Source organism: Arthrobacter sp. TE12231, assembly GCF_054062895.1.
On the sequence record NZ_JBSSFS010000001.1, the window covers coordinates 3,427,451 to 3,449,041 of the forward strand.

19 protein-coding genes and 2 riboswitches are annotated in these 21,591 nt (G+C 67.5%); of the genes, 4 read left to right on the plus strand and 15 right to left on the minus strand.

Features of this window, described 5'->3' with window-relative positions; genetic code table 11:
* Positions 1-158: 158 nt before the first annotated feature.
* The 5 genes from groL to ACVWYS_RS15340 form a co-directional block, all read right to left on the minus strand.
* A complete protein-coding gene (gene groL / locus ACVWYS_RS15320) occupies positions 159-1,796 on the minus strand; it encodes a chaperonin GroEL (protein WP_091251391.1) in 1,638 nt (545 codons plus the stop codon).
* Positions 1,797-2,091: 295 nt separating this feature from the next.
* The gene (locus ACVWYS_RS15325; RefSeq protein ID WP_456507426.1) at positions 2,092-3,414 is read right to left on the minus strand and encodes an ABC transporter substrate-binding protein; all 1,323 of its coding nucleotides are present in this window, start codon (positions 3,412-3,414) and stop codon (positions 2,092-2,094) included.
* Complete coding sequence (locus ACVWYS_RS15330) at positions 3,414-3,617, minus strand: cold-shock protein (RefSeq protein ID WP_139184482.1); 204 nt, start codon at positions 3,615-3,617, stop codon at positions 3,414-3,416. The genes ACVWYS_RS15325 and ACVWYS_RS15330 overlap by 1 nt, the downstream gene beginning before the upstream one ends.
* A 159-nt stretch (positions 3,618-3,776) precedes the next feature.
* Positions 3,777-4,412 (minus strand): LytR C-terminal domain-containing protein, encoded by a 636-nt coding sequence (locus tag ACVWYS_RS15335; protein ID WP_344363493.1) that lies wholly within the window; start codon positions 4,410-4,412, stop codon positions 3,777-3,779.
* Positions 4,413-4,506: 94 nt separating this feature from the next.
* Complete coding sequence (locus tag ACVWYS_RS15340) at positions 4,507-4,800, minus strand: DUF3263 domain-containing protein (RefSeq protein WP_456509082.1); 294 nt, start codon at positions 4,798-4,800, stop codon at positions 4,507-4,509.
* Positions 4,801-4,963: 163 nt separating this feature from the next.
* Between ACVWYS_RS15340 and ACVWYS_RS15345 the strand changes: the two genes are divergently transcribed.
* Together ACVWYS_RS15345 and ACVWYS_RS15350 are read left to right on the plus strand one after the other, a co-directional pair.
* Positions 4,964-5,746: a uracil-DNA glycosylase gene (locus tag ACVWYS_RS15345; RefSeq protein WP_456507427.1), complete on the plus strand. Its 783-nt coding sequence runs from the start codon at positions 4,964-4,966 to the stop codon at positions 5,744-5,746.
* Positions 5,747-5,798: 52 nt separating this feature from the next.
* A complete protein-coding gene (locus ACVWYS_RS15350) occupies positions 5,799-6,638 on the plus strand; it encodes a siderophore-interacting protein (RefSeq protein ID WP_456507428.1) in 840 nt (279 codons plus the stop codon).
* A 65-nt stretch (positions 6,639-6,703) separates the two neighbouring features.
* On the opposite strand, the gene ACVWYS_RS15355 is transcribed toward ACVWYS_RS15350, so the two are convergent.
* Both ACVWYS_RS15355 and ACVWYS_RS15360 read right to left on the minus strand, forming a co-directional pair.
* Positions 6,704-8,200, minus strand: a complete 1,497-nt coding sequence (locus ACVWYS_RS15355) for a threonine/serine ThrE exporter family protein (RefSeq protein WP_456507429.1) — start codon at positions 8,198-8,200, stop codon at positions 6,704-6,706.
* Positions 8,201-8,240: 40 nt separating this feature from the next.
* Entirely contained in the window at positions 8,241-9,314 is a 1,074-nt protein-coding gene (locus ACVWYS_RS15360) for a lipid II:glycine glycyltransferase FemX (protein WP_344363481.1), read from the minus strand.
* Positions 9,315-9,428: 114 nt separating this feature from the next.
* On the opposite strand from ACVWYS_RS15360, the gene ACVWYS_RS15365 reads away from it, so the two are divergent.
* Positions 9,429-9,983, plus strand: coding sequence for a TspO/MBR family protein (locus ACVWYS_RS15365; protein ID WP_456507430.1), 555 nt, complete (start codon positions 9,429-9,431; stop codon positions 9,981-9,983).
* A gap of 40 nt (positions 9,984-10,023) precedes the next feature.
* Here ACVWYS_RS15365 and ACVWYS_RS15370 read toward each other — a convergent pair whose 3' ends face one another.
* The 6 genes from ACVWYS_RS15370 to ACVWYS_RS15395 form a co-directional block, all read right to left on the minus strand.
* Entirely contained in the window at positions 10,024-11,421 is a 1,398-nt protein-coding gene (locus ACVWYS_RS15370) for an L-serine ammonia-lyase (RefSeq protein WP_116766978.1), read from the minus strand.
* 159 nt (positions 11,422-11,580) lie between these two features.
* Entirely contained in the window at positions 11,581-12,915 is a 1,335-nt protein-coding gene (gene glyA, locus ACVWYS_RS15375; protein ID WP_456507431.1) for a serine hydroxymethyltransferase, read from the minus strand.
* Positions 12,912-13,295, minus strand: a complete 384-nt coding sequence (gcvH, locus tag ACVWYS_RS15380) for a glycine cleavage system protein GcvH (RefSeq protein ID WP_091251371.1) — start codon at positions 13,293-13,295, stop codon at positions 12,912-12,914. Before gcvH ends, glyA begins: the two co-directional genes overlap by 4 nt.
* Before the next feature lie 595 nt (positions 13,296-13,890).
* Complete coding sequence (gene gcvT, locus ACVWYS_RS15385) at positions 13,891-15,024, minus strand: glycine cleavage system aminomethyltransferase GcvT (protein ID WP_456510006.1); 1,134 nt, start codon at positions 15,022-15,024, stop codon at positions 13,891-13,893.
* Positions 15,025-15,036: 12 nt separating this feature from the next.
* The gene (gene gcvP / locus ACVWYS_RS15390; RefSeq protein WP_456510007.1) at positions 15,037-17,925 is read right to left on the minus strand and encodes an aminomethyl-transferring glycine dehydrogenase; all 2,889 of its coding nucleotides are present in this window, start codon (positions 17,923-17,925) and stop codon (positions 15,037-15,039) included.
* 39 nt (positions 17,926-17,964) lie between these two features.
* Positions 17,965-18,081, minus strand: a riboswitch (glycine riboswitch).
* A 1-nt stretch (position 18,082) separates the two neighbouring features.
* Positions 18,083-18,181: riboswitch (glycine riboswitch) on the minus strand.
* Between the two features lie 232 nt (positions 18,182-18,413).
* Complete coding sequence (locus ACVWYS_RS15395) at positions 18,414-18,953, minus strand: TetR/AcrR family transcriptional regulator (protein WP_116767039.1); 540 nt, start codon at positions 18,951-18,953, stop codon at positions 18,414-18,416.
* A 68-nt stretch (positions 18,954-19,021) separates the two neighbouring features.
* On the opposite strand from ACVWYS_RS15395, the gene ACVWYS_RS15400 reads away from it, so the two are divergent.
* Positions 19,022-20,620, plus strand: coding sequence for an MFS transporter (locus ACVWYS_RS15400; RefSeq protein ID WP_456507433.1), 1,599 nt, complete (start codon positions 19,022-19,024; stop codon positions 20,618-20,620).
* A 5-nt stretch (positions 20,621-20,625) separates the two neighbouring features.
* Here ACVWYS_RS15400 and ACVWYS_RS15405 read toward each other — a convergent pair whose 3' ends face one another.
* Together ACVWYS_RS15405 and ACVWYS_RS15410 are read right to left on the minus strand one after the other, a co-directional pair.
* Entirely contained in the window at positions 20,626-21,099 is a 474-nt protein-coding gene (locus ACVWYS_RS15405) for an SRPBCC family protein (RefSeq protein WP_456507434.1), read from the minus strand.
* Between the two features lie 10 nt (positions 21,100-21,109).
* The gene (locus ACVWYS_RS15410) at positions 21,110-21,469 is read right to left on the minus strand and encodes an ArsR/SmtB family transcription factor (protein ID WP_456507435.1); all 360 of its coding nucleotides are present in this window, start codon (positions 21,467-21,469) and stop codon (positions 21,110-21,112) included.
* Between the last annotated feature and the right edge of the window lie 122 nt (positions 21,470-21,591).

Below are 21,591 nucleotides of genomic sequence, written 5' to 3' on the forward strand. Positions count from 1 at the left end.
GTGATCACCGTGATACCTGAGGCGGCGTCGGCTGGATCAGTGCGTTAAGTGAGGGAGGGTGTCCGGGCGGGGATGTGCTTAACCGACGACGGCGGCCCCACCCGAAGGTGGGACCGCCGTCGTTGAACAATTAGTTCAGGTGGCTGGAAGCCGGGTGGTTAGAAACCGCCCATGCCGCCCATGCCGCCCATGTCGTCGCCGCCGCCCATAGCCGGGGAGTTCTTCTCCGGCTTGTCGGCCACAACGGCCTCGGTGGTGAGGAACAGACCGGCGATGGAAGCCGCGTTCTGCAGGGCAGAGCGGGTTACCTTGACCGGGTCGTTGATGCCGGCGGCCAGCAGGTCGACGTACTCGCCGGTGGCTGCGTTGAGGCCGTGGCCTGCGGGCAGGCCGCGGACCTTGTCCACCACGACGCCGGGCTCGAGGCCGGCATTGAAGGCGATCTGCTTCAGCGGGGCGTCGATGGCAACGCGGACGATGTTCGCACCGGTTGCTTCGTCACCGGAGAGCTGCAGGTTCGCGAATGCCTTGGCACCGGCCTGGATCAGGGCAACGCCACCGCCGGCGACGATGCCCTCTTCAACAGCAGCCTTGGCGTTGCGGACAGCGTCCTCAATGCGGTGCTTGCGTTCCTTGAGCTCGACTTCGGTTGCGGCACCGGCCTTGATGACTGCAACGCCGCCGGCCAACTTGGCCAGGCGCTCCTGCAGCTTCTCGCGGTCGTAGTCGGAATCCGAGTTCTCGATCTCGGCGCGGATCTGGGACACGCGGCCGGCGATCTGGTCGGCGTCGCCTGCACCCTCAACGATGGTGGTCTCGTCCTTGGTGACAACAACCTTGCGGGCCTTGCCGAGGAGTTCGAGTCCGGCGGTCTCAAGCTTGAGGCCGACTTCCTCGGAGATGACCTGGCCACCGGTGAGGATGGCGATGTCGGCCAGCTGCGCCTTGCGGCGGTCGCCGAAGCCCGGAGCCTTGACGGCAACGGACTTGAAGGTGCCGCGGATCTTGTTGACGATCAGGGTGGCCAGGGCCTCGCCCTCGATGTCTTCGGCAATGATCAGCAGCGGCTTGTTGGACTGCATGACCTTTTCGAGGACAGCAACCAGTTCCTTGACGTTGGAGATCTTGGAGTTGACGATCAGGATGTAGGGATCCTCAAGGACCGTTTCCTGGCGCTCGGCGTCTGTGACGAAGTAAGCGGAGATGTAGCCCTTGTCGAAGCGCATGCCTTCGGTGAGCTCCAGCTCGAGGCCGAACGTGTTCGACTCCTCGACCGTGATGACGCCTTCCTTGCCGACCTTGTCGAGGGCTTCGGCGATCAGGGCGCCGATCTCGTTGTCGCCAGCAGAGATGGACGCGGTGGCGGCGATCTCTTCCTTGGTCTCGATTTCCTTGGCGGAGGCCAGGAGCTCGCGAGTGACGGCTTCGACGGCCTTCTCGATGCCGCGCTTGAGGGACAGCGGGTCAGCGCCGGCCGCGACGTTGCGCAGGCCTTCCTTGACCAGGGCCTGGGCCAGCACGGTGGCCGTGGTGGTGCCGTCGCCAGCGACGTCATCCGTCTTCTTGGCAACTTCCTTGACCAGCTCGGCGCCGATCTTCTCGTAAGGATCGTCCAGCTCGATCTCCTTGGCGATGGAAACACCATCGTTGGTGATCGTGGGGGCGCCCCACTTCTTTTCGAGGACGACGTTGCGTCCCCGCGGGCCGAGGGTGACCTTGACGGCGTCGGCGAGGATGTTCAGGCCCCGCTCAAGACCGCGGCGTGCCTCTTCATCAAATGCAATGATCTTGGCCATAACGGCAGTAGTCCTTTCGGGACAGTCGTTAAGAATGAACCTTCGCTGCGGTGCCCGCGACGGACGATCCCAACCCGGCGGCCTCTGTATGCCGCTGGGTCCGGGATCTCACCCCAGCAAGGTGTTTCTTTAGCTCCTGGACCGGCCGCCTCACTTCGCGGCCGGGCGGACCGGGCGTCGTGTTAGCAGTCAGTGCGCTGGAGTGCTAACTCAATAATTAGCACTCCCCCGGGGAGAGTGCAAGCAGTGGCCGGCCCGAACCGCCCGCCACGCGGGCCCAATACGCTATGAGCGATCAGCCGCCGTTGCTGCTGGCGGTCTCCGTGCCGCTCATCTTGGCCATGTTGTCCTCGCCGTAGGTGTAGACCACGTAGTTCGCCTGAGTGATGTCCCCGTGGGAATCGAAGCTGATCCGTCCGGACTGGCCGTCGTAGTCCGGACGCTGGCCTGCATGCAGCGCGTCTTCACAGTCCTTGTAGCTCGTGCACACCTTGCTAGCGGCCGGGCTGGCGGTCTGGCCGTCTGCTGCCGCGGCGCCGCCGGAGATGGGGACGAGGGACGCCGCGATGGAGGTTCCGGCGTCGTCCTCTGCCGCGGCGGCAGCGACGGCGGCCAGGATGACGGCGTCGTACGTCTCGGCGGCGAACGTCATGTCCTTCAGCCCGGGATCTACCGCCACGAGGTCCGCCTGGAAGGCGGCGGAGGGGAACACACCGGGCAGGATCCCGCGTGCGCCGTCGAGAGCGCGTGCGCCCAGCCCGGAGCCGTACTGGTTGACTGCTCCGTCGCTGAGGACGAGTTTCTTCCCAGCAAGGCCGGCGTTGTTCAGTTCGGCGATGGCGCCCTGGGCGCCATCGCGCGCGACCAGGACCACGGCGTCGGGATTCGCGGCTTTCGCGGCGGCAACAGCTTGTTGCGCCTGGCCCGGTTTGAACTCCGCGTCCGCCACGGTGTCCATGCCGGACTGCTTGGCCGCACTGTCGACGGCGGCGGCGACATCCTTGCCGTAGTCACCTTCCTCGTGCAGGACGGCCAGGGTATTCGCGCCGCCGTCTTTGGCCAGCTTGGCCAGGACGGAGGCCTGGGCGACGTCGGCCGCCGCGGTGCGGAAGTAGTAGCCGCCGCTCTTGTAGTTGCTGAGCCCGCTGGCAGAGTTGGCCGGCGAAATGAGCGCTACCTTGGCGTTGGACAGCACGTCGATGGCGGCCGGGGCACGGCTGGAATCAGTGGGACCGATCACGACGTCGGCCTTGGCGGCCACGAGCGCTTTGGCCTGGGCGGCGGTGTCCGTGCTGATGGTTTCCGGCAGCAGCTCCACGGGTTTGCCTTTGTGGCCGCCGGCGGCGTTGATGTCCTTGACGGCAAGCTGTGCGGCCGCGAGCTGGGGGGCGTTGAGGAAGTTCTGCCGCCCGGTGTTGTCCAGGATTAGGCCGATGCGCAGGGTACCGTCGCCACTGGCGTCGGCGCTGGCCACGCGGGCGCTGCCCGCAGGCCCCAGGCAGCCTGTCAGTGCCAGGGCCGTTACCGTTCCCGCTGCCAGGGCGCGGCCCAACGGGAAAGCTCCTGTGCGACGCCGGGCGGTGTCCCGCGGGGTGTCCGTGAGGGCGGGAAGTGCCACTAGGCGGGCCGAACGCTTTCAGCCTGCGGGCCCTTTTCGCCCTCGCCGATTTCCAGCTCCACCCGCTGGCCCTCATCCAGGGCGCGGTAGCCTTCCCCGATGATCGCGGACCAGTGCACGAAGACGTCGTTCTCGGACCCGTCGACAGTGATAAAGCCGTAGCCCTTTTCGGCGTTGAACCATTTGACGGTTCCCAGTGCCATGGTGTCCACACTTTCAACTAGCTTGCGTGCGGCCCACGTCGATGTGCGCCGCGGACTGCGAAGAGAAATCCGCAGCCACTGTATCCACAGCGTCCCGCAGTAATGCCGGTGACGGGCAGACCCGCCGGTGAATAGTTATTGAGGCGTAACCGGAATGGGTTACTGGAAGCCGGGGCCGATCACCACGACGAGAGGCATGTTGAACTCGGCGGACTCCACCAGGGTGTCGATGCCCAGGAGCGTTCCCAGAGCCTCGGCGTTGCCCTTCTGGTCCACGCTGCTGTAGAAAATCACCGACGTCTGCTGGGGAACGCCGGGCCAGTTGCCCGTCTGGCCCAGGACCCAGCCGGCGGAACTGACGGTGCCGCCGACCCTGCTGGCGAGGCCGGCGGTGGTGGTCCCGTTATAGATCGTCACCGGCTGCGTCTTGTCCACGCCGGCGGCAGTGTCCCCCGGTGTTGCAGAGGGCGAGGCTTCCGGCGCCGTCGTGGCAGCTTCGGGGCTGGCCGGGGCCGTGCTGGTCGCCTCGGGACTGGGGCTCGCCGGGCTCGTAGCAGACGGGCTGCTGCTGGCGGACGCGCTGCTGCCGGCGGAGACGGCCGATGCCTGGCCCGCAGAAAAGCCGAGCTTGGGCAGGATCAGGAAGGCCACCAGGCCGATGGCCAGCGCTATGCAGCCCGCCGCCAGGATGGGAACCAGGCTCCGGCGGCGCGATTCGGCGACGGTCCGGTGGACACCCTGCCGGGTAGAGGTCTCGGGGACCCGATCAAATTCATCCCGAGCGTATTTGGTCATGGTTAAACGACGTCCTTGCTGATTTCATACGGGGTGCCCGAGGCCGGAAGCGGGCGCAACAGGACCTGCGAATCCGGCTGCGCGTGGCGCTACTTTACGAATCTGTTCCCAGACGACGGGCAGTGCGGGCACGTTGGCGTGATGTACGTAGTCTACGCAATCTCTTGACCAGCATGGGATCGTGGGCCAGCGCCTCCTCGGTATCGATGAGGGCGTTGAGGATCTGGTAGTAGTGCGTGGCGGAAAGGTCGAAGAGCTCGCGGATGGCCTGTTCCTTGGCCCCGGCGTACTTCCACCACTGCCGCTCCAAAGCAAGCATCTGCTGGTCACGGGCACTCAGCGGCGATTCGTCCGCCACCGCCCCCAGGCTGTCCCCCGACTCGGAAATTCCGTCAAAATCCCCCGCGAGCACGTGCTCTTGCGCTGTTTCGGCCACGACACACTCCCTTGGCTGGATCCGGTAAAAAGTCAGTCCCATGCTACGGCCGAACGACAGGGTTGTCATTTGGGCGCGGTCCAGGAACGGGCGGCGCGCGCGGACGTGCGGGAGAATGGGACCTGTGTTTGATTCCGATGCCCTGTTCGAGCTGGAGCCCGCAGCCGCCGACAACCTCAGCTTCGCGGAGCTGGCACGCCAGCCGCTGAGCGAGCTGGTTGCCCAGGACTGGGCCGAGGCGCTGGCGCCGGTGGAGCCACAGCTGCGGGACGTCCTGCACTACCTCGCCAGCGACGCGGCCGCGGGTCATGAGGTCCTCCCGTCGCCGTCCAACCTCCTGCGCGCTTTCCGGCAGCCGCTGTCCGGCGTGCGGGTCCTGATCGTGGGACAGGACCCGTATCCGACGCCGGGGCACGCCGTCGGGCTGTCCTTCGCCGTCGATGGTGGCACCCGGCCGATCCCCCGCAGCCTCGCGAACATCTACAAGGAACTTGAGGCCGATCTCGGCTTCCCGCCCCGCGTCCACGGGGACCTTAGCCGCTGGGCGGAGCAGGGCGTGCTGCTCCTCAACCGGGTCCTCAGCGTCCGCGCCGGCGCGGCCGGTTCGCACCGGAGCAAGGGCTGGGAAGCCGTCACGGCGGCGGCCATCCGGGCTGTCGCGCATCGCGTGTCCGCGGACGGCGCTGGCACGGCTCCCCTCGTCGTGATCCTGTGGGGAAAGGATGCCGAGTCCGTCAGACCACTGCTGGGGTCCGCCGCCGTGATCGCCAGCGCCCACCCCAGCCCGCTCTCGGCATCCCGGGGCTTCTTCGGTTCCAGGCCGTTCAGCCGGACCAACACGCTGCTGCAGGAACAGGGCAACGGGACCGTCGACTGGGAACTGCCGCCGCTGCCGTAACAGGCCTCCCCGCCGGGGTTCCCGGCCGGGGTTCTTGGTTAGGCTTAGCTGCATGACCTCCGTCCCCGCCGCCACCACAGCCAACAAGAACTCGCGCCCCCAGACTGACCTGACAGTCCTGCGCCGGGAACAGCTCTCCCCGCACATGGTCCGGATCATCGCTGGCGGCCCGGGCTTCGCCGGGTATGTCAACAACGACTATGTGGACCGGTACGTCAAGATCGTGTTTCCGCAGCCGGGCATCGACTACCCGGACCCCCTGGACTTGTGGGCCATCCGGGAATCCATGCCGCGCAGCCAGTGGCCGTTCACCCGGACCTACACGGTCCGTTGGGTGGACGCGGCGGCCCAGGAACTCGCCATCGACTTTGTCATCCACGGCGACGAGGGCCTCGCGGGCCCCTGGGCAGCAGCGGCCAAGCCCGGTGACCGCCTCACTTTCACGGGCCCAGGCGGCGGCTACAACCCGGACCCGACGGCGGACTGGCACCTCTTTGCCGGCGATGAATCGGCGCTCCCGGCCATCGGCGCCGCCATCGAGTCGCTGCCCCAAGACGCCCGCGGCCTCGCCTTCCTCGAGGTGGACAGCGACGCCGACATCCAGGCGATCGCGGCGCCTGCCGGCGTCGAACTGCGCTGGCTGCTGCGCAGCGGCGTCCCCGCCGGCGAGAGCGAACTGCTGGTCACGGCCGTGCGCGAGGCCGAGTGGCCCGAGGGCCGCGTCCAGGTCTTTGCCCACGGCGAGCGGGGTTACATGAAGGGCCTGCGCAGCGTTTTCTACGTGCAGCGCGGGCTGGAGCGGACCCAGGTTTCCCTCTCCGGCTACTGGGCCAAGGGCCGCGTGGAGGACGACTTCCAGGCGGAGAAGAAGCTGCCGATAGGCAAGATCTGAGGCCGAATATCTCACGGCACAGGATCTAACGGCGCCAGATCCAAAGGCACCGCTGGCCGGACAGCCTAGCGGCGGCGGGCCCGGCGCCGCTCGTTGCTGGCGAGGCTTCGCGTCAGGGGCCGTGCCAGGGTGTCACCGAGCACAATCCCCGCAGCGACGCCGAGCACGATCGCCCCGGCGTTCAGCATCCCCCCGGCGCCTATGAGAATCTCGGATTCCTCGATGGTCAATACATACATGGAGCGGAATATGGTGAGGCCGGGAAGCAGGATCAGGGCCGCGGGGACGGCCACGACCAGCTGGGGAGCACCCATCCGGAGGGCCAACACCCGGGCCAGCAAGCCGATCGCCACGGCCGCGAGGGCCGGCGCGAACCGGGACCCGATGCCCACGGCGTCGCCCCCGATCAGGACCAGATAGCCCACCACCCCCACGGCCGCCGTCGGCAGCAGCAGCTTCACGCTGGTCTGTTCCGTAATGCCGATCATCAGCACCGCAATGGCGATCAGGACCACGATGACCCACAAGTCATACCTGGGCGGGAATGTTTCCGTGACGTCGATCGGTTCCATGCCGGTCATGTCGCCCACGACGAAGCCGACGGCGATGCCGGCGACCAGCGCCCCGAAGGTCAGCATCGTGGACAGGAACCGGCCCGCCGCCGTGACGGGGAAGCCGTTGATCGCATCCTGCACCGAGGATACGAGCCGTCCCGTGGGCAGGAGCAGCAGGATGCCGCCGACCACCACGATCGCCGGGGCAATCTGTATCCCCACCGGGCTGCCGAAACGCCACAACAGCAGGGCAATGATGGTCACCAGAAACGAACACGAGGCCGTGATGAAGAAGTCCGGAGTACGCCAGCGGCCCAGCTGGCGGGCCAGCAGGCTCACGAACATATTGGAGATGAACGCGACCATGGACGCGCCCAGCCCTCCGCCCAGGACGCCGACGAAGACGGCGGAGAACACGCCGAAAGCCACCGTGACCATCCACCGCGGGAAAGGCTTGGCGCTGCGGGTGATGTCCTCGAGCCGGCGCACGGCTTCCTCGCGGCCGACGCCGCCGGCCACGATGTCCGTCACCAGCTGGTGCACCTGCGAGAGGCCCGCGTAGTTGTTGGTCCAGGACCGCACGACGCGCAGCAAGGAGATGGGGGTCTGGTCCTTCGGGGCATAGTTGATGGCCACCGACTGGTTGGTGATGTCCACCTCGATGTTCTTCAACCCGAGCGCGGCGGTGATGGCAATGATGCTGGTCTCGACCTCGAGGGCGCCGGCCCCGTACCGGAACATGGATTCCGCCAGTTTGAGGGCGAAGTCGATGGTCTTGCGGGCCGAGGCGTCCACCCCGCCGACCTGGATCATGGGGTTGGCATAGGGGCTGCCGGCGAGCCGGTCCACGATGCTCAGCGGCGCCGTCGGCGGGTTTTCACCTTGGACCAGCCGGCGCAGCATCCGCTTAGCGGCGACGTTCTGGCGCACCTGCATGGGCGACATCGGTTCGGTCCGGGGCAGGCCGTCCGTGGGCGGCCTGCGGCGGCCGTCGGGTTCTTTGTTCATTCCGGCCTCCTCACTGTCCTTGACGGTTTTTGCCGATGGCCTAGTAGAACTGCTGGCCCGTGCGCCGGGTGTAGAGCTGGCGTGCCACGCGCTCCCCCGCCGTCATCCAGGCCTTGTACTTCAAGGGGCTCAGCACCTGGTCGTAGCAGCCGACGAAGTCGGTCACGGTCTTGCTGAAGCTCGTCTTGAAGAGGCCCAGCCCGTGGAACGGGTTCGACGTGTCCTTGAGCTTGTCGCTCGGCGGGGTGCCGCAGAAGTCGTACTCGGTGCAGCCAAGGTCCTTGAGCTGGTTGATGGCCGTCCACTGCACAAGGTGCGAGTCGCCGTACTGACCCCGCTTCTGCAGCGACCCGCCGTCCTTGTACGTGCCCTTGCGGCCGTAGTTGATCACGAACGCGCCCACCGAAGGCACGCCGTTCTCGTACACGAAGAGCAGCCTGCCCTGGTCCCGCTTCAGGAAGTTGGTCCAGAACTGGCGGTAGTACTCATACTCGCGGACCCGGACCTGGGATTTGGCCTCCACCGTGGTGGTCATCAGGGCATACATGGCCCGGAAATTCTCATCCGTGGGTTCGACGTTGTGGACCTCCACGCCCTCGCGGATGGCCCGGCGCACGGCATTGCGGCCGCGGGAGTGCAGGTTGCGCAGCAGCTGGTTTTCCTCCGGCGCAATGTCAAGAAGCGCCGTGGAGTCGTTCGGCTGCAGGTTGTGGGTCTTGACGAGTCCGGCGCCTTCAAGGACCCGGGCGGCGTCGTCGGAGAGGATGATGTCCGGCTCGATTTTGATTGCGAAGACGCCCAGCCTGGCCCGCTTCACGAAGTCCGCGTTCGCGGCGGTGATCCCGGGGATGTCGTCGACAGACGCCACGTCGGGGCCCTTGATCAGATACCACAGCTTTCCGAGCAGCGGGAAGGACTTCTCCAGGACCAGGTTGTAGCTCGTGTAGTCCGCCGTCTCGTAGACCAGGTGCAGGGGTTTCCAGCCAAAGTGCTGCTTAACCTCGGCGAAGGCTTCGGATTGCAGGAGATTGCCGCCGTTGGGGTTCGCGGTGACGTGGGCATCCCAGTTGGCAATCTCTTCGGCGGAGGCAAAGCGGGCAGTGAATTCACGCAAGGGTGCGGCATCCAATCATTGCGGTACGAGCGTCGGCGGCATGCGGACATGCAGCCCCAAGTCTATCGGTCCGCACCCTGCCGCCGGTCCGGACAAGACGGTTACGCTGGTCTCATGCAGGCTCAGCAACAACCGCTGGAAGGCCGTCCCGGGGCGCCCGGCGGACGCTCACGAGACGCCGGAAGCGGCTCCCAGGTGATCGCACTGTTCGTGTTCCTCGGCGCGTCGGCGCTCGTTGCGGCCCTGGGCGGCCTGGCCACGGCCAACCACGTCAACGGCTGGTACGCCACGGCGGACAAGGCGCCATGGTCCCCGCCCAACTGGGTCTTCGGCCCGGTCTGGACGCTCCTGTACACCGCCATGGCCGTCGCGGCGTGGCTGGTCTGGCGCAAACACGCCGAAGGGTCCAGGACGGCGCTCACCGCCTACGGGCTCCAACTGGTGCTGAACCTGCTGTGGACCCCGGCCTTCTTTGCCCTGTACCCGGTCCTCGGGACGCCGGCGCTGTGGATCGCGTTCGGGATCATCGTGGCACTCGCCGTCGCGGTGGCCGTGACCGTGGTGCTCTTCGGGCCCATCAGCCGGACGGCAGGGCTGCTGATGCTGCCCTACCTGTCCTGGATCGTGTTCGCGTCCACGCTGAATCTGTGGGCGGCCCTGCACAACTAGCGTCCGCCGCAAGTGGCCCCGGCGGGCGCCGGCTAGCCCGCTAGCACTCCACGACGTTCACGGCTAGGCCGCCCATCGCGGTTTCCTTGTACTTGGAGCTCATGTCCTTGCCGGTCTCGCGCATGGTCACGATGACCTCGTCGAGGGAGACCCGGTGCGAGCCGTCGCCCCACAGGGCCATCTTGGCGGCGTTGATGGCCTTCGCCGCGGCGATCGCGTTGCGTTCGATGCAGGGGATCTGGACGAGGCCGCCGATCGGATCACAGGTCAGGCCAAGGTTATGCTCCATCGCGATTTCCGCGGCGTTTTCCACCTGCTGGGGCGTGCCGCCCATGACTTCGGCCAGGCCGGCGGCGGCCATCGACGACGCCGAGCCCACCTCGCCCTGACAGCCGACCTCCGCGCCGGAGATCGAGGCCTGTTCCTTGTACAGCACGCCGACGGCGGCCGCGGTCAGCAGGAACTTGACCACGACGTCGTCGCGGTCGGCCTGGGTGGCCTTATCCATGCCGGGTGCGAAGTGCAGCGCGTAGTAAAGCACGGCCGGGATGATGCCCGCGGCGCCGTTGGTGGGGGCGGTGACCACACGGCCGCCCGAGGCGTTTTCCTCGTTCACGGCCAGCGCGATCAGGTTGACCCATTCCTGCCAGTACTTCGGGTCCCGGTCCTTGTCCTCCTTCATGAGGCGCTCGTGCCAGTCGGGGGCCCGACGCCGGACCTTGAGGCCGCCGGGCAGCAGCCCGACGCGCTTGAGGCTGACCTCGACGCAGCCCTCCATCACCGAGTAGATGTGCAGGAGCCCCTCGCGGATCTCCTCCTCGGTGCGCGAGGCTCGCTCGTTGACGAACATGATCTCACCGATCGAGAGGCCCTTGGACTGGCAGCGGCCCAGCAGTTCCGCGGCCGTCCGGAACGGCAGGGGAAGTTCCTTCTTCGATTCGTCGAGTTCCTTCAGGGCCGCCTCTTCCTCGCCCTCGCGGACGATGAAGCCGCCGCCCACGGAGAAGAACGTGGCGCTGTGGAGGACCTCGCCGTCGGCGTCCGAGACGGTGAACGTCATCCCGTTGGTGTGCCGGGGCAGGATGGTGAGCGGCCGCAGGACCATGTCCTTCACGCCGTACGGCAGGGAAACAGCTCCGGCCAGTTGCAGGATGCCGGTCTCCGCGATCGTGGCGAGCCGGCCTTCCACTTCCTCGGGGAGGATCAGTTCGGGGTGGAAGCCCTCAAGCCCGAGCAGGATGGCGGTCATCGTGCCGTGGCCGTGGCCCGTGGCGGCAAGCGAGCCATAGAGGTCAACGCGCAGGGACGCCACCTTGTCCAGGTCGCCGGAAGCCTTGAGTTCTTCGGCGAAGACGGCGGCGGCCCGCATGGGGCCCACGGTGTGCGAGCTGGATGGCCCTATTCCGATGGAAAAGAGGTCAAAGACTCCAACAGCCATTGTCGGTTCCTAACTAGGTCTTGCTGTGGCCCGGCAGAGGGTCTTGCCGGAAGGCGGCGCGGCCGCCGGTCGGCGGCAGTACCGCCGGATGCACGACGCCGGGCGGCGGCTTGTGGCCGCGGCCCGCCCGGCGTCGTGTCTACTTCAGTGATACGTCGCCTAGGCGAGGTTATCAACCGAGGGGTACAGCGGGTGGGCGGCGGCGAGGGCCTCCACCCGGGTGCGCAGACCGGACAGGTCCGCGCCGGCGTCGGCGGTCAGGGCCTCGGCGATGATGTCGGCGACCTCGGTGAAGGCCGCTTCGCCAAAGCCGCGGGTGGCCAGCGCCGGGGTGCCGATCCGCAGCCCCGAGGTGACCATCGGCGGGCGCGGGTCGAACGGGACGGCGTTGCGGTTGACGGTGATGTCGATGGCCGCCAGGCGGTCCTCGGCTTCCTGCCCGTTGAGCTCGCAGTTGCGCAGGTCCACGAGGACCAGGTGCACGTCGGTGCCGCCGGAGATCACGTTGATCCCCTTGGCGGTGACGTCCGGCTGGAGCAGGCGGTCGGCGAGGATCCGCGCGCCGGCAAGGACGCGTTCCTGGCGTTCTTTGAACTCCGGGGACGCGGCGATCTTGAAGGCCACGGCCTTGCCGGCGATCACGTGCTCCAACGGGCCGCCCTGCTGGCCGGGGAACACCGCGGAGTTGATCTTCTTCGCGATGTCGGCGTCGTTGCTGAGGATGATGCCGCCGCGCGGACCGGCGAGGGTCTTGTGCGTGGTGGACGTCGTGACGTGGGCGTGCGGGACCGGGCTCGGGTGCAGCCCGGCCGCCACGAGGCCGGCAAAGTGGGCCATGTCCACCATGAGGTAGGCGCCCACGGAGTCGGCGATCCGGCGGAACTCGGTGAAGTCGAGCTGGCGGGCGTACGCGGACCAGCCGGCAACGATCAGCTGCGGCTTGTGCTCCTGGGCCAGGCGTTCGACCTCGGCCATGTCGATCCGGTGGTCATCCTCGCGGACCTGGTACGGGATGACGTTGTAGAGCCGGCCGGAGAAGTTGATCTTCATGCCGTGGGTCAGGTGCCCGCCGTGGGCCAGGTTCAGGCCCATGATGGTGTCGCCCGGACGGATCAGGGCGTGCATCACGGAGGCGTTGGCCTGCGCGCCGGAGTGCGGCTGGACGTTGGCGTACTCGGCGCCGAACAGGGCCTTGACCCGGTCGATCGCGAGCTGCTCGATCACGTCAACGTGCTCGCAGCCGCCGTAGTAGCGCTTGCCCGGGTAGCCCTCGGCGTACTTGTTGGTCAACACCGAGCCCTGCGCCTGCATGACGGCCCTGGCGGTGTGGTTCTCCGAGGCAATCATCTCCAGGCCCTCGCGCTGGCGGGTGAGCTCGTCATCGATCTTCGCGGCGATCTCCGGGTCCAGGGCGGACAGGTCCGCGTCCAGGCTCGGCGAGACGACCTGCTCAAACGCCAGAGTCTCTGTTCCTACAGCCCCTCCCGCGCTCACAGTTCGCCGCCGTTCTTGGAGGCGTATTCCTGGGCCGAGAGCAGCGGGCCGTCCGAGTCAGCGGCCACCTTGAAGAGCCAGCCGGCACCGTACGGATCGCTGTTGATCAGCGCGGGGTCCTCGACGACGGCGGCGTTGATTTCGGTCACCTCGCCCGTGACGGGGGCGTACAGGTCCGAGACGGACTTGGTCGATTCGACCTCGCCGCAAGTCTCTCCGGCGGTCACCGCGGAGCCGACCTCGGGCAGGTCGACGTAGACAATGTCGCCGAGGGCGTCGGTGGCGACGGCGGAGATGCCGATGGACACGACATTCCCGGCCTCACGCGCGACCCACTCGTGCTCGTCGGAGTACTGCAGTTCAGGGGCAACTTTTGCCATGTGTTTTTCCTAAGTCTTGGAGTGGTCGTTGGTGCTAATTCAATTGTGGTTGGGTTACGTACTGACCGTGGCCGGGTTACGCGGCCGGAAACCGAATTCCTCCGCGTGCTCGGTCGCGAAGGCGCCCGCTGGGCGGACGCGTCGCTCCCTTAGACGCACGCTTCCGGAATCCGCTCCCCTGCCGCTTTCGGTTAGTTCAGTTCCGCGGGCCAACAGTTTCGGACGGGCCACCAGTTCTCCGGAAAGAAACCGTGGCCGTTCGAATCTTCTAGGGCCGGGCTGCTTCTTGGCTTCAAGGGTGTCATCAAGCTCACCCCCCAATGTTCGAGCTTGACAGGGCACCCGTTGGAACAAGCCGACCCCCGGTAGGCGGCTCATCCCCCAGCACCCTTGGTGTTCGAAGGCGCTTGTTCCCGTTGCTCCGGTTCCAGGGCGTGGTCTCAAAGGTGACGTGCCCCCAAGGGGTTGGCCGGCCGCGGTTTTCGAAAGCGTGCGTCTAAGCGAGGAACGAGCGAGCACGCGTGAAAACTGGGGCCAGCCAGCCCCGGAGCCGGGCACCGGTGAGGCACACGGCTCCGGGACCGACCCAGCCGGGCTACTTTTGGCGCTTGTAGAACGGCAGTGCGACAACTTCGAAGGGCTCCGTCTTGCCGCGAAGATCGATGTCCAAGGCCGTGCCGGGTTCGGTGAACTCAACATCGACGTAGGCCATGGCAACCGGGTAGCCCAAAGTGGGTGAGGGCTGGCCGGAGGTGACCTCGCCCACCACGTTGCCGTCCTTGAGGACCGGGTAGTGGCCGCGGCCTGCCCGGCGTCCGAGGCCCTTGAGACCGACGAGCTTGCGGCCCGTGGTGGAGCCGGCGCCGGCTTCCTTCTTGGCGGCCAGGGCCGCCTTGCCGATGAAGTCGCCTTCCTTGGACAGCGCGACGACGGGGCCCAGTCCCGCGGCGAAGGGGTCGCCTTCGAGCGAGAGTTCGTTGCCGTAGAGCGGCATGCCGGCCTCGAGCCGCAGGGAGTCGCGGGAGGCGAGGCCAGCGGGGGTCAGCTCGCCGTCCTCGGCGATGGCGATGAGCGCTTGCCAAAGGGCTGCGGCGTCGTGGTTGTCCACGAAGATCTCGAAGCCGTCTTCGCCGGTGTAGCCGGTGCGGGCCAGCAAGAGGTCTTGGCTGGCGCCGCCGACCATGAAGGGCACCTCGACGGCGGCGTAGTACTTCAGGCCGGTGACGAGCTCGTGCTGCGCGGCCGGGACAAGGCGGAGCAGGATGGCCTCCGCTTTGGGACCCTGCACGGCGATCAGCGAGGTTTCGGCGGAGGCGTCCTGGACGGTGACCTCAAAGCCTGCAGCGCGCTCAGCCATGGCAGCTGCGACCACCTTGGCGTTGCCCGCGTTGGGGACCACCAGGAACTTCTGCTCGCCACGGCGGTAGGTGATGAGGTCGTCGATGATGCCGCCGTCCTCGTTGCAGATCAGCGAGTACTTGGCCTTGCCGATCGCCATGGCGGAGATCTTGCCGACCAGGGCGTAGTCGAGGAAGGCCGCGGCGTCCGGGCCGGTGACCCAGACTTCGCCCATGTGGGAGAGGTCGAACAGGCCCGCGGAGTTGCGGACGGCGTGGTGCTCGGCGAGTTCGGAGCTGTACTTCAGGGGCATCTGCCAGCCGCCGAAGTCCGTGAAGGAGGCGCCGAGCTTCTTGTGCTCTTCGTACAGGGCCGTGTAATTCTCAGTCATCGTTGGCTGTCCTTAGTTGGCGGAGGCGGAGTCGTCGGAGTGGTCCTCGAAGGCTTCGAGGGGTGGGCAGGAGCAGATCAGGTGGCGGTCGCCCGCGGCGCCGTCGATCCGGCCGACCGGCGGGAAGTACTTGTCCTGCTTGAGCGTGTGGACCGGGAAGACGGCCTGCTCGCGCGGGTACTCGCGGGTCCAGTCGGTGCTGATCACCGCGGCGGCGGTGTGCGGCGCGTTGCGCAGCGGGCTGTGCTCCACGGTGAAGTCACCGTGGGCCACCTGGTCGATTTCGGCGCGGATGGCGACCATGGCCGTGATGAAACGATCGATCTCGCCGAGGTCCTCGGATTCGGTGGGCTCCACCATCAGGGTGCCGGCCACCGGGAACGCCAGGGTGGGGGCGTGGAAGCCGTAGTCGATGAGACGCTTGGCGACGTCCTCGGCGGTCACGCCGGTCTTGGCCGTGAGCTCGCGCAGGTCCAGGATGCACTCGTGGGCAACCAGGCCGCCTTCGCCGGTGTAGAGCACCGGGAAGGAGTCGTTCAGGCGGGCCGCGATGTAGTTCGCTGCCAGGAGGGCCGACTTGGTGGCTTCGGTGAGGCCCTGGCCGCCCATGAGCTTCACATAGGCCCAGGAGATCGGCAGCACGCCGGCCGAGCCGTAGCGGGAGGCGGAGATCGGGGTGCCGTCGGCGCCGTTGGCCGGGTCCGCAGCGTTGCCCGGCATGAAGGGTGCCAAGTGTGCCTTGGCCGCGACCGGGCCGACGCCGGGGCCGCCGCCGCCGTGCGGGATGCAGAAGGTCTTGTGCAGGTTCAGGTGCGAGACGTCGCCGCCGAACATACCCGGCTGGGCCAGCCCGACGAGGGCGTTGAGGTTGGCGCCGTCGATGTAGACCTGGCCGCCAGCGGCGTGGACGGCGTCGCAGACCTCGCGGACGTCGGCGTCGTACACCCCGTGGGTGGAGGGGTAGGTGATCATGATCGCGGAGAGCGCGTCCTTGTGCAGCTCGATCTTGGCCTGCAGGTCGGCGTGGTCGATCGTGCCGTCGGAGGCGGTGGCCACGACAACGACCTTCATGCCGGCCAGCACGGCCGAGGCGGCGTTGGTGCCGTGCGCCGAGGCCGGGATGAGGCAGATGTTGCGCTGGGCGTCGCCGCGGGAGAGGTGGTAGCCGCGGATGGCCAGCAGGCCTGCGAGCTCGCCCTGGGATCCGGCGTTGGGCTGGATGGAGACCTGGTCGTAACCGGTGATCTCGGTCAGCTGGGCTTCGAGGTCCTCGATGAGTTCGCGCCAGCCGGCGGTCTGGGATTCCGGGGCGAAGGGGTGAATGGAGGCGAATTCCGGCCAGGAAATCGCTTCCATCTCGGCCGTGGCGTTCAGCTTCATGGTGCAGGAACCCAGCGGGATCATCGTGCGGTCCAGCGCGAGGTCGCGGTCTGAGAGGCGGCGGATGTAGCGCAGCAGCTGGGTCTCGGAGCGGTGGGTGTTGAACACCGGGTGCTGGAGGTAGTCGGAGGTCCGCTCGACGGCGGCGTCCAGGACGAAGCCATCTACGGAATCCACCACGGTGGCCCCGAAGGCGGCGACGACGTCGGCGACGATGCCCGCCGTCGTGGCTTCATCGGCGGAGATGCCGACAGTGTCGGCGTCGATGGCGCGCAGGTTAATGCCCTTGGCGTCGGCGGCCGCGATGATTTCCGCGGCCTTGCCGGGCACGGAGACGGTGATGGTGTCGAAGAAGGAGGTGTGCAGCACGTCCAGGCCCGCGGCCTTCAGGGAAGCGGCGATGGTCTTGGCGTGCCCGTGGACGGTCTGCGCGATGGCCTTCAGTCCGTCGGGGCCGTGGTAGACGGCGTAGAAGGAGGACACGATCGCCAGCAGCGCCTGAGCGGTGCAGATGTTGGAGGTGGCCTTCTCGCGGCGGATGTGCTGCTCGCGGGTCTGCAGGGCCAGACGGTAGGCGGGGACGCCGGCGTTGTCCTTGGAGACACCCACGAGGCGGCCGGGCATGGAGCGCTCGAGGCCCTTCTGGACGGCCATGTAGGCAGCGTGCGGACCGCCGAAGAACAGCGGCACGCCGAAGCGCTGGGCGGAGCCGACGGCGATGTCCGCGCCCTGCTCGCCCGGGGACGTGATCAGGGTCAGGGACAGGAGGTCGGCGGCGACCGTGACGAGCGCGCCGCGCTCCTTGGCCTCGGCGATCACGGCGCTGTGGTCAAACACCCGGCCGGAGACGCCCGGCTGCTGCAGGACGACGCCGTTGATGACGCCTTCCGGCAGGCCCTTGGACAGATCGGCGACCTCGACCTCGAAGCCGAGGGCTTCGGCGCGGCCCTTGACGATCGCGATGGTCTGCGGGAGGCAGTCGGCGTCGAGGACGGTCTTTCCGTCGTGCGCTTCCTTGTTCTTGTTGGCGCGGCGCATCATCAGCACGGCTTCCGCGACGGCGGTGGCTTCGTCCAGCAGCGAGGCGTTGGCGATCGGCAGGCCGACGAGGTCCTGGACCATGGTCTGGAAGTTCAGCAGCGCCTCGAGCCGGCCCTGGGAAATTTCCGGCTGGTAGGGCGTGTACGCGGTGTACCAGGCCGGGGCCTCGAGGATGTTGCGGCGGATCACGGCCGGGGTCACGGTGTCGTAATAGCCCTGCCCGATCATCTGCACGGCCGTCTTGTTCTTGCCGGCCAGCTTGCGCAGCTCGGCGAGGACTTCCACTTCGCTCAGGGCCGCGCCGAGAGCGAGGTCGGAGTCCTGGCGGATGTCTTTCGGAACGGCGGTGTCCACAAGGGCGTCGACGGTGTCGTAGCCGACAGCCTTCAGCATGGCGTCGACGTCGGACTGGCGACGGGCACCGATGTGCCGGTCGACGAAGGACGTGGAGGCTGGGGTAACAGTCACAAGGAACTCCATAACTCAGGCGGCGCTGGGTACGCCACATTGATTCGGGTTCCTCCCCGCTCTGTATTGGACCTGAGAGTTTCCGCGCAGCCGTGCGTATAAGAGGGCTTCGCTTGCACCGTCGGTGAGCACAGCGTGTCGAGGACAGCCTGCCACTTTCCAGAGGTGCCTTGCCGCGGCGGTACGTGGGCCTGAGAGATTCCTGGGGAGGATTTGCTCCTACGGCGCCTGCTTGTACCTACTTGCAGGACTCTCCCGCCGCAGATCAAAGGCGTATTCAATTGGGTGTTCAATCGGGGGTGACAACAGTCACAACAATCATTGTCCTATGCCGGGCGCGCGTCCGCAAACTCCCGCCCGCCTTCGGCCCCACGTTACGAGGAGCGGCGGCACCGCGAATTCGCCGGAAACGTGCCGGGTCGCCGTAACGTTCGAGCGAACTCGCACTCTTCCGGCGACTTCGGCGGACTCGGAGGTCGCAGCGCGAGCAGTTCAGGGCCTCAGCGGCGCAGCTTCTCGACGGCGGCCAGGAGGCCCTCGACGTCTGCCTCGATTTCAGCGGGCGGACCGGCGGGCCCCCGTCCGAGCATGGCGTTGAAGTACAGCCCGTCCCCCATGTACAGGACCGCCTTCGCCATGGCGGGCCCGACGTCGGCCGCCAGCAGTTCCAGCCAGCTCGCCTGGCCTGCGGCGAAGCGGCGCTGGGTTTCCTCGTGCGCCACCTCGGCGAGCCGGGTGGCCGCCACGAAAACCCGGTCCATGGGCGTGTCCGCCCATACCGAGGACTTGATGAAGTACGCCGCCGCGCCTTCCGGAGCCGCGGCCATGGCGGCGACATCCGCGGCCAGATGCCGGTCCAGCCGTTCGAGCAGGACCGAGATCATCGCCTCCTTGGTCGGGAAGTGGTAGAGCAGGCCGCCCTTGGAGACGCCGGCCCGCCGGGCGACGGCGTCCAGCGTCGCGGCGCGTTCGCCCACTTCGATGAGCAGGGATTCAAAGGCGTCGAGGACGGCCTCGCGGGCCACCGGTTTTCTGGGCATGCTTCCCATCATGCCCGTCCGGCCCCGCATTTCTTAACTGTACCGTCCAGACGGTATAGTTATGACTCATGAGCACCACATCGACTACCACAGCCACCAGCAACCCGGCGGCCACCCGGCCCCAGGCACCCTGGCGTGACTGGGTGGCGCTGGCCCTGCTGATGTTCCCCGTTCTGCTCGTGGCCGTGGACAACACCGCTCTGACCTTCGCCCTGCCGGCCATCGCCCGCAGCCTGTCCGCCTCCGGCGTCCAGCTGCTCTGGATCATCGACGCCTACCCCCTGGTCCTGGCCGGGCTGCTCGTCGCGATGGGCAGCCTGGGCGACAGGATCGGCCGCCGCAGGCTGTTGTTCGTGGGCAGCGCGGGTTTTGCCGCGGTTTCGGCCGCGACGGCGTTCGCCCCGAGCGCCGAATGGCTGATCGCCGGCCGCGCGGGGCTAGGCCTCTTCGGCGCCATGCTCATGCCCTCTACGCTCTCCTTGATCCGCAACATCTTTCCCCAGCCCAACCGGCGCCGCCTGGCGGTGGCCATTTGGGCCGCGGGCTTCTCCGGCGGTGCCGCCCTCGGCCCGATTGCCGGCGGCTGGCTCGTGGAACACTTCTGGTGGGGCGCCGTCCTGCTGGTCGCGGTGCCGATCATCCTGCCGCTGCTGCTGCTCGGGCCGGGGCTGATCCCGGAATCCCGAGATCCGAAGCCCGGCCGCGTGGACGCGCCCAGCATCATTTTGTCCCTGCTGGTCATGGTGCCCGTGGTCTATGGGATCAAGGCGCTCGCCACGCACGGGCCGGCGCCGGAGGCCTTCGCGAGCATCGGCGTCGGCCTGTTGATGGGCTATGTCTTTATCCGGCGCCAGCGCAACCTGGCCGAAGGCCACAGCACAGCCCGCGCGACGGGCCACAGTACCGCGCCGATGCTCGACGTTAGCCTCTTTGGCAACCGGATCTTCAGCACGGCCATCATCGCCAACGTCCTGGCGCTGTTCTCCTTCAACGGCTTCATTCTCTTCCTGGCCCAGCACCTGCAACTGCTGGAGGGCCAGTCCCCCTCGGCCTCGGGCGTCGCCATGGTCCCGGCCCTCATCGCCACCGTCGTTGCCGGCCTGCTGGTGGTCCCGCTGGTGCGGAAGGTCCGGCCCGGTTTCGTCGTGGCCGGCGGCCTGCTGCTGAGCGCGGCGGGCTATTTCATGGTGGCGTTCGGCGACCACAGCCACGGGCCGTCACTGCTCCTGGCCGCCCTGATGGTCCTCTGCCTGGGAGTGGGTGCCGCGGAGACCATCTCCAACGACCTGATCCTGGGCGCCGCGCCGGCCGACAAGTCGGGGGCCGCCGCCGCGATCTCCGAGACCGGCTATGAGGTGGGGTCCCTGCTGGGCACCGCGATCCTCGGCTCCATCCTCACGGCCTCGTACCAGGGCAACCTCCGGCTCCCCGCGGGTGTGTCCGAGCTCGCGCCGGCCGGAGCGACGAGCCAGGCCGGCGAAACCCTCGCCGGCGCGGTGGAGCTCGCCGGGATGCTCCCCGCTCCCCTGGCGGAATCCGTGACGTCGGCCGCGCGTACTGCCTTCGACTCCGGCGTCCACATCACGGCCGCCATCGCACTGGTCCTGATGTCCGGGGCCTGCGTCCTGGCCGCGATCGTGCTCCGTACGGTGCCGAAGGCCAAGTAGCAGGCTCAGTTGCCGTCGACGTACTTCTGCAGGGCGTCAAGGAGCTCGCCCGTGCCTTCCTTGCGCCCGGCGACCTGAGCCCCGTCACTTTCCGGGGACCCGGTGAAGAAGGCGCCCTGCTCGGTCAAGGTCAGCAGGGTGCCGTCGCCGTCGGGCTCGAGTTCGACCGTACTGAGCGAGACGGACATGCGTCGTCCATCGAGCAGCATTTCGTAGCTGTAAACGATCCGCTCGTTCTCGACGATGTCGTGGTAGATGGCATGCATGGTCGAAACCCAGCTGCCCACCGGACCTCCGACGTCGGTCTCGCGGCCGCCCTCCCGGAAGTCGAGGCTGGATTCGCCCTGGTACCACTCCGGCGGACCGCCAAACCACTTCTTCTTGCTGGCATGGTCGGCAAACGCGGCAAAGACGCGCGACGGCGGTGCGTTCAGCCGGCGCTCCAGGGAAAAACTCGCGTGCGTAACGGGGACACTCATGACGGACTCCTCATTGCTCAGTGTGGAGGCTGGGATCCAGGAATTGCTCCAGCCGGTCGAGGCGGCGCTCCCCCGGCGTCCGGCGCTGGCCCAGCCAGTCCTCTGCGCGCCGGACTGTGACAGGGTCGATGCTGCAGCTGCGGACCCTGCCGATCTTTTCGCTGCGGATCAGGCCGCTGGCTTCCAGGACCTGCAGGTGCTGCACAACGGCGGGCAGGCTCATCCCGAACGGCGCGGCCAGCTGCGAGACCGAAGCCGGCCCGTCGCAGAGCCGGACCACGATTGCGCGGCGGGTGGAGTCGGCGAGCGCGTGGAAGACGCCGTCGAGCTCCCGCTCACTGAGACCGCGGACCGCTGAATTGTTAAGCACATCGTTAAGTATTCGCCGGTCCGGAGGGAAGTCAAGAGGGCGCTTAAACGCAACGGCCGGCGCCGGGACAACCCGGCGCCGGACACTGTGTTTTAGGGAAGGGCGGGCGGTGGGAGCCGACC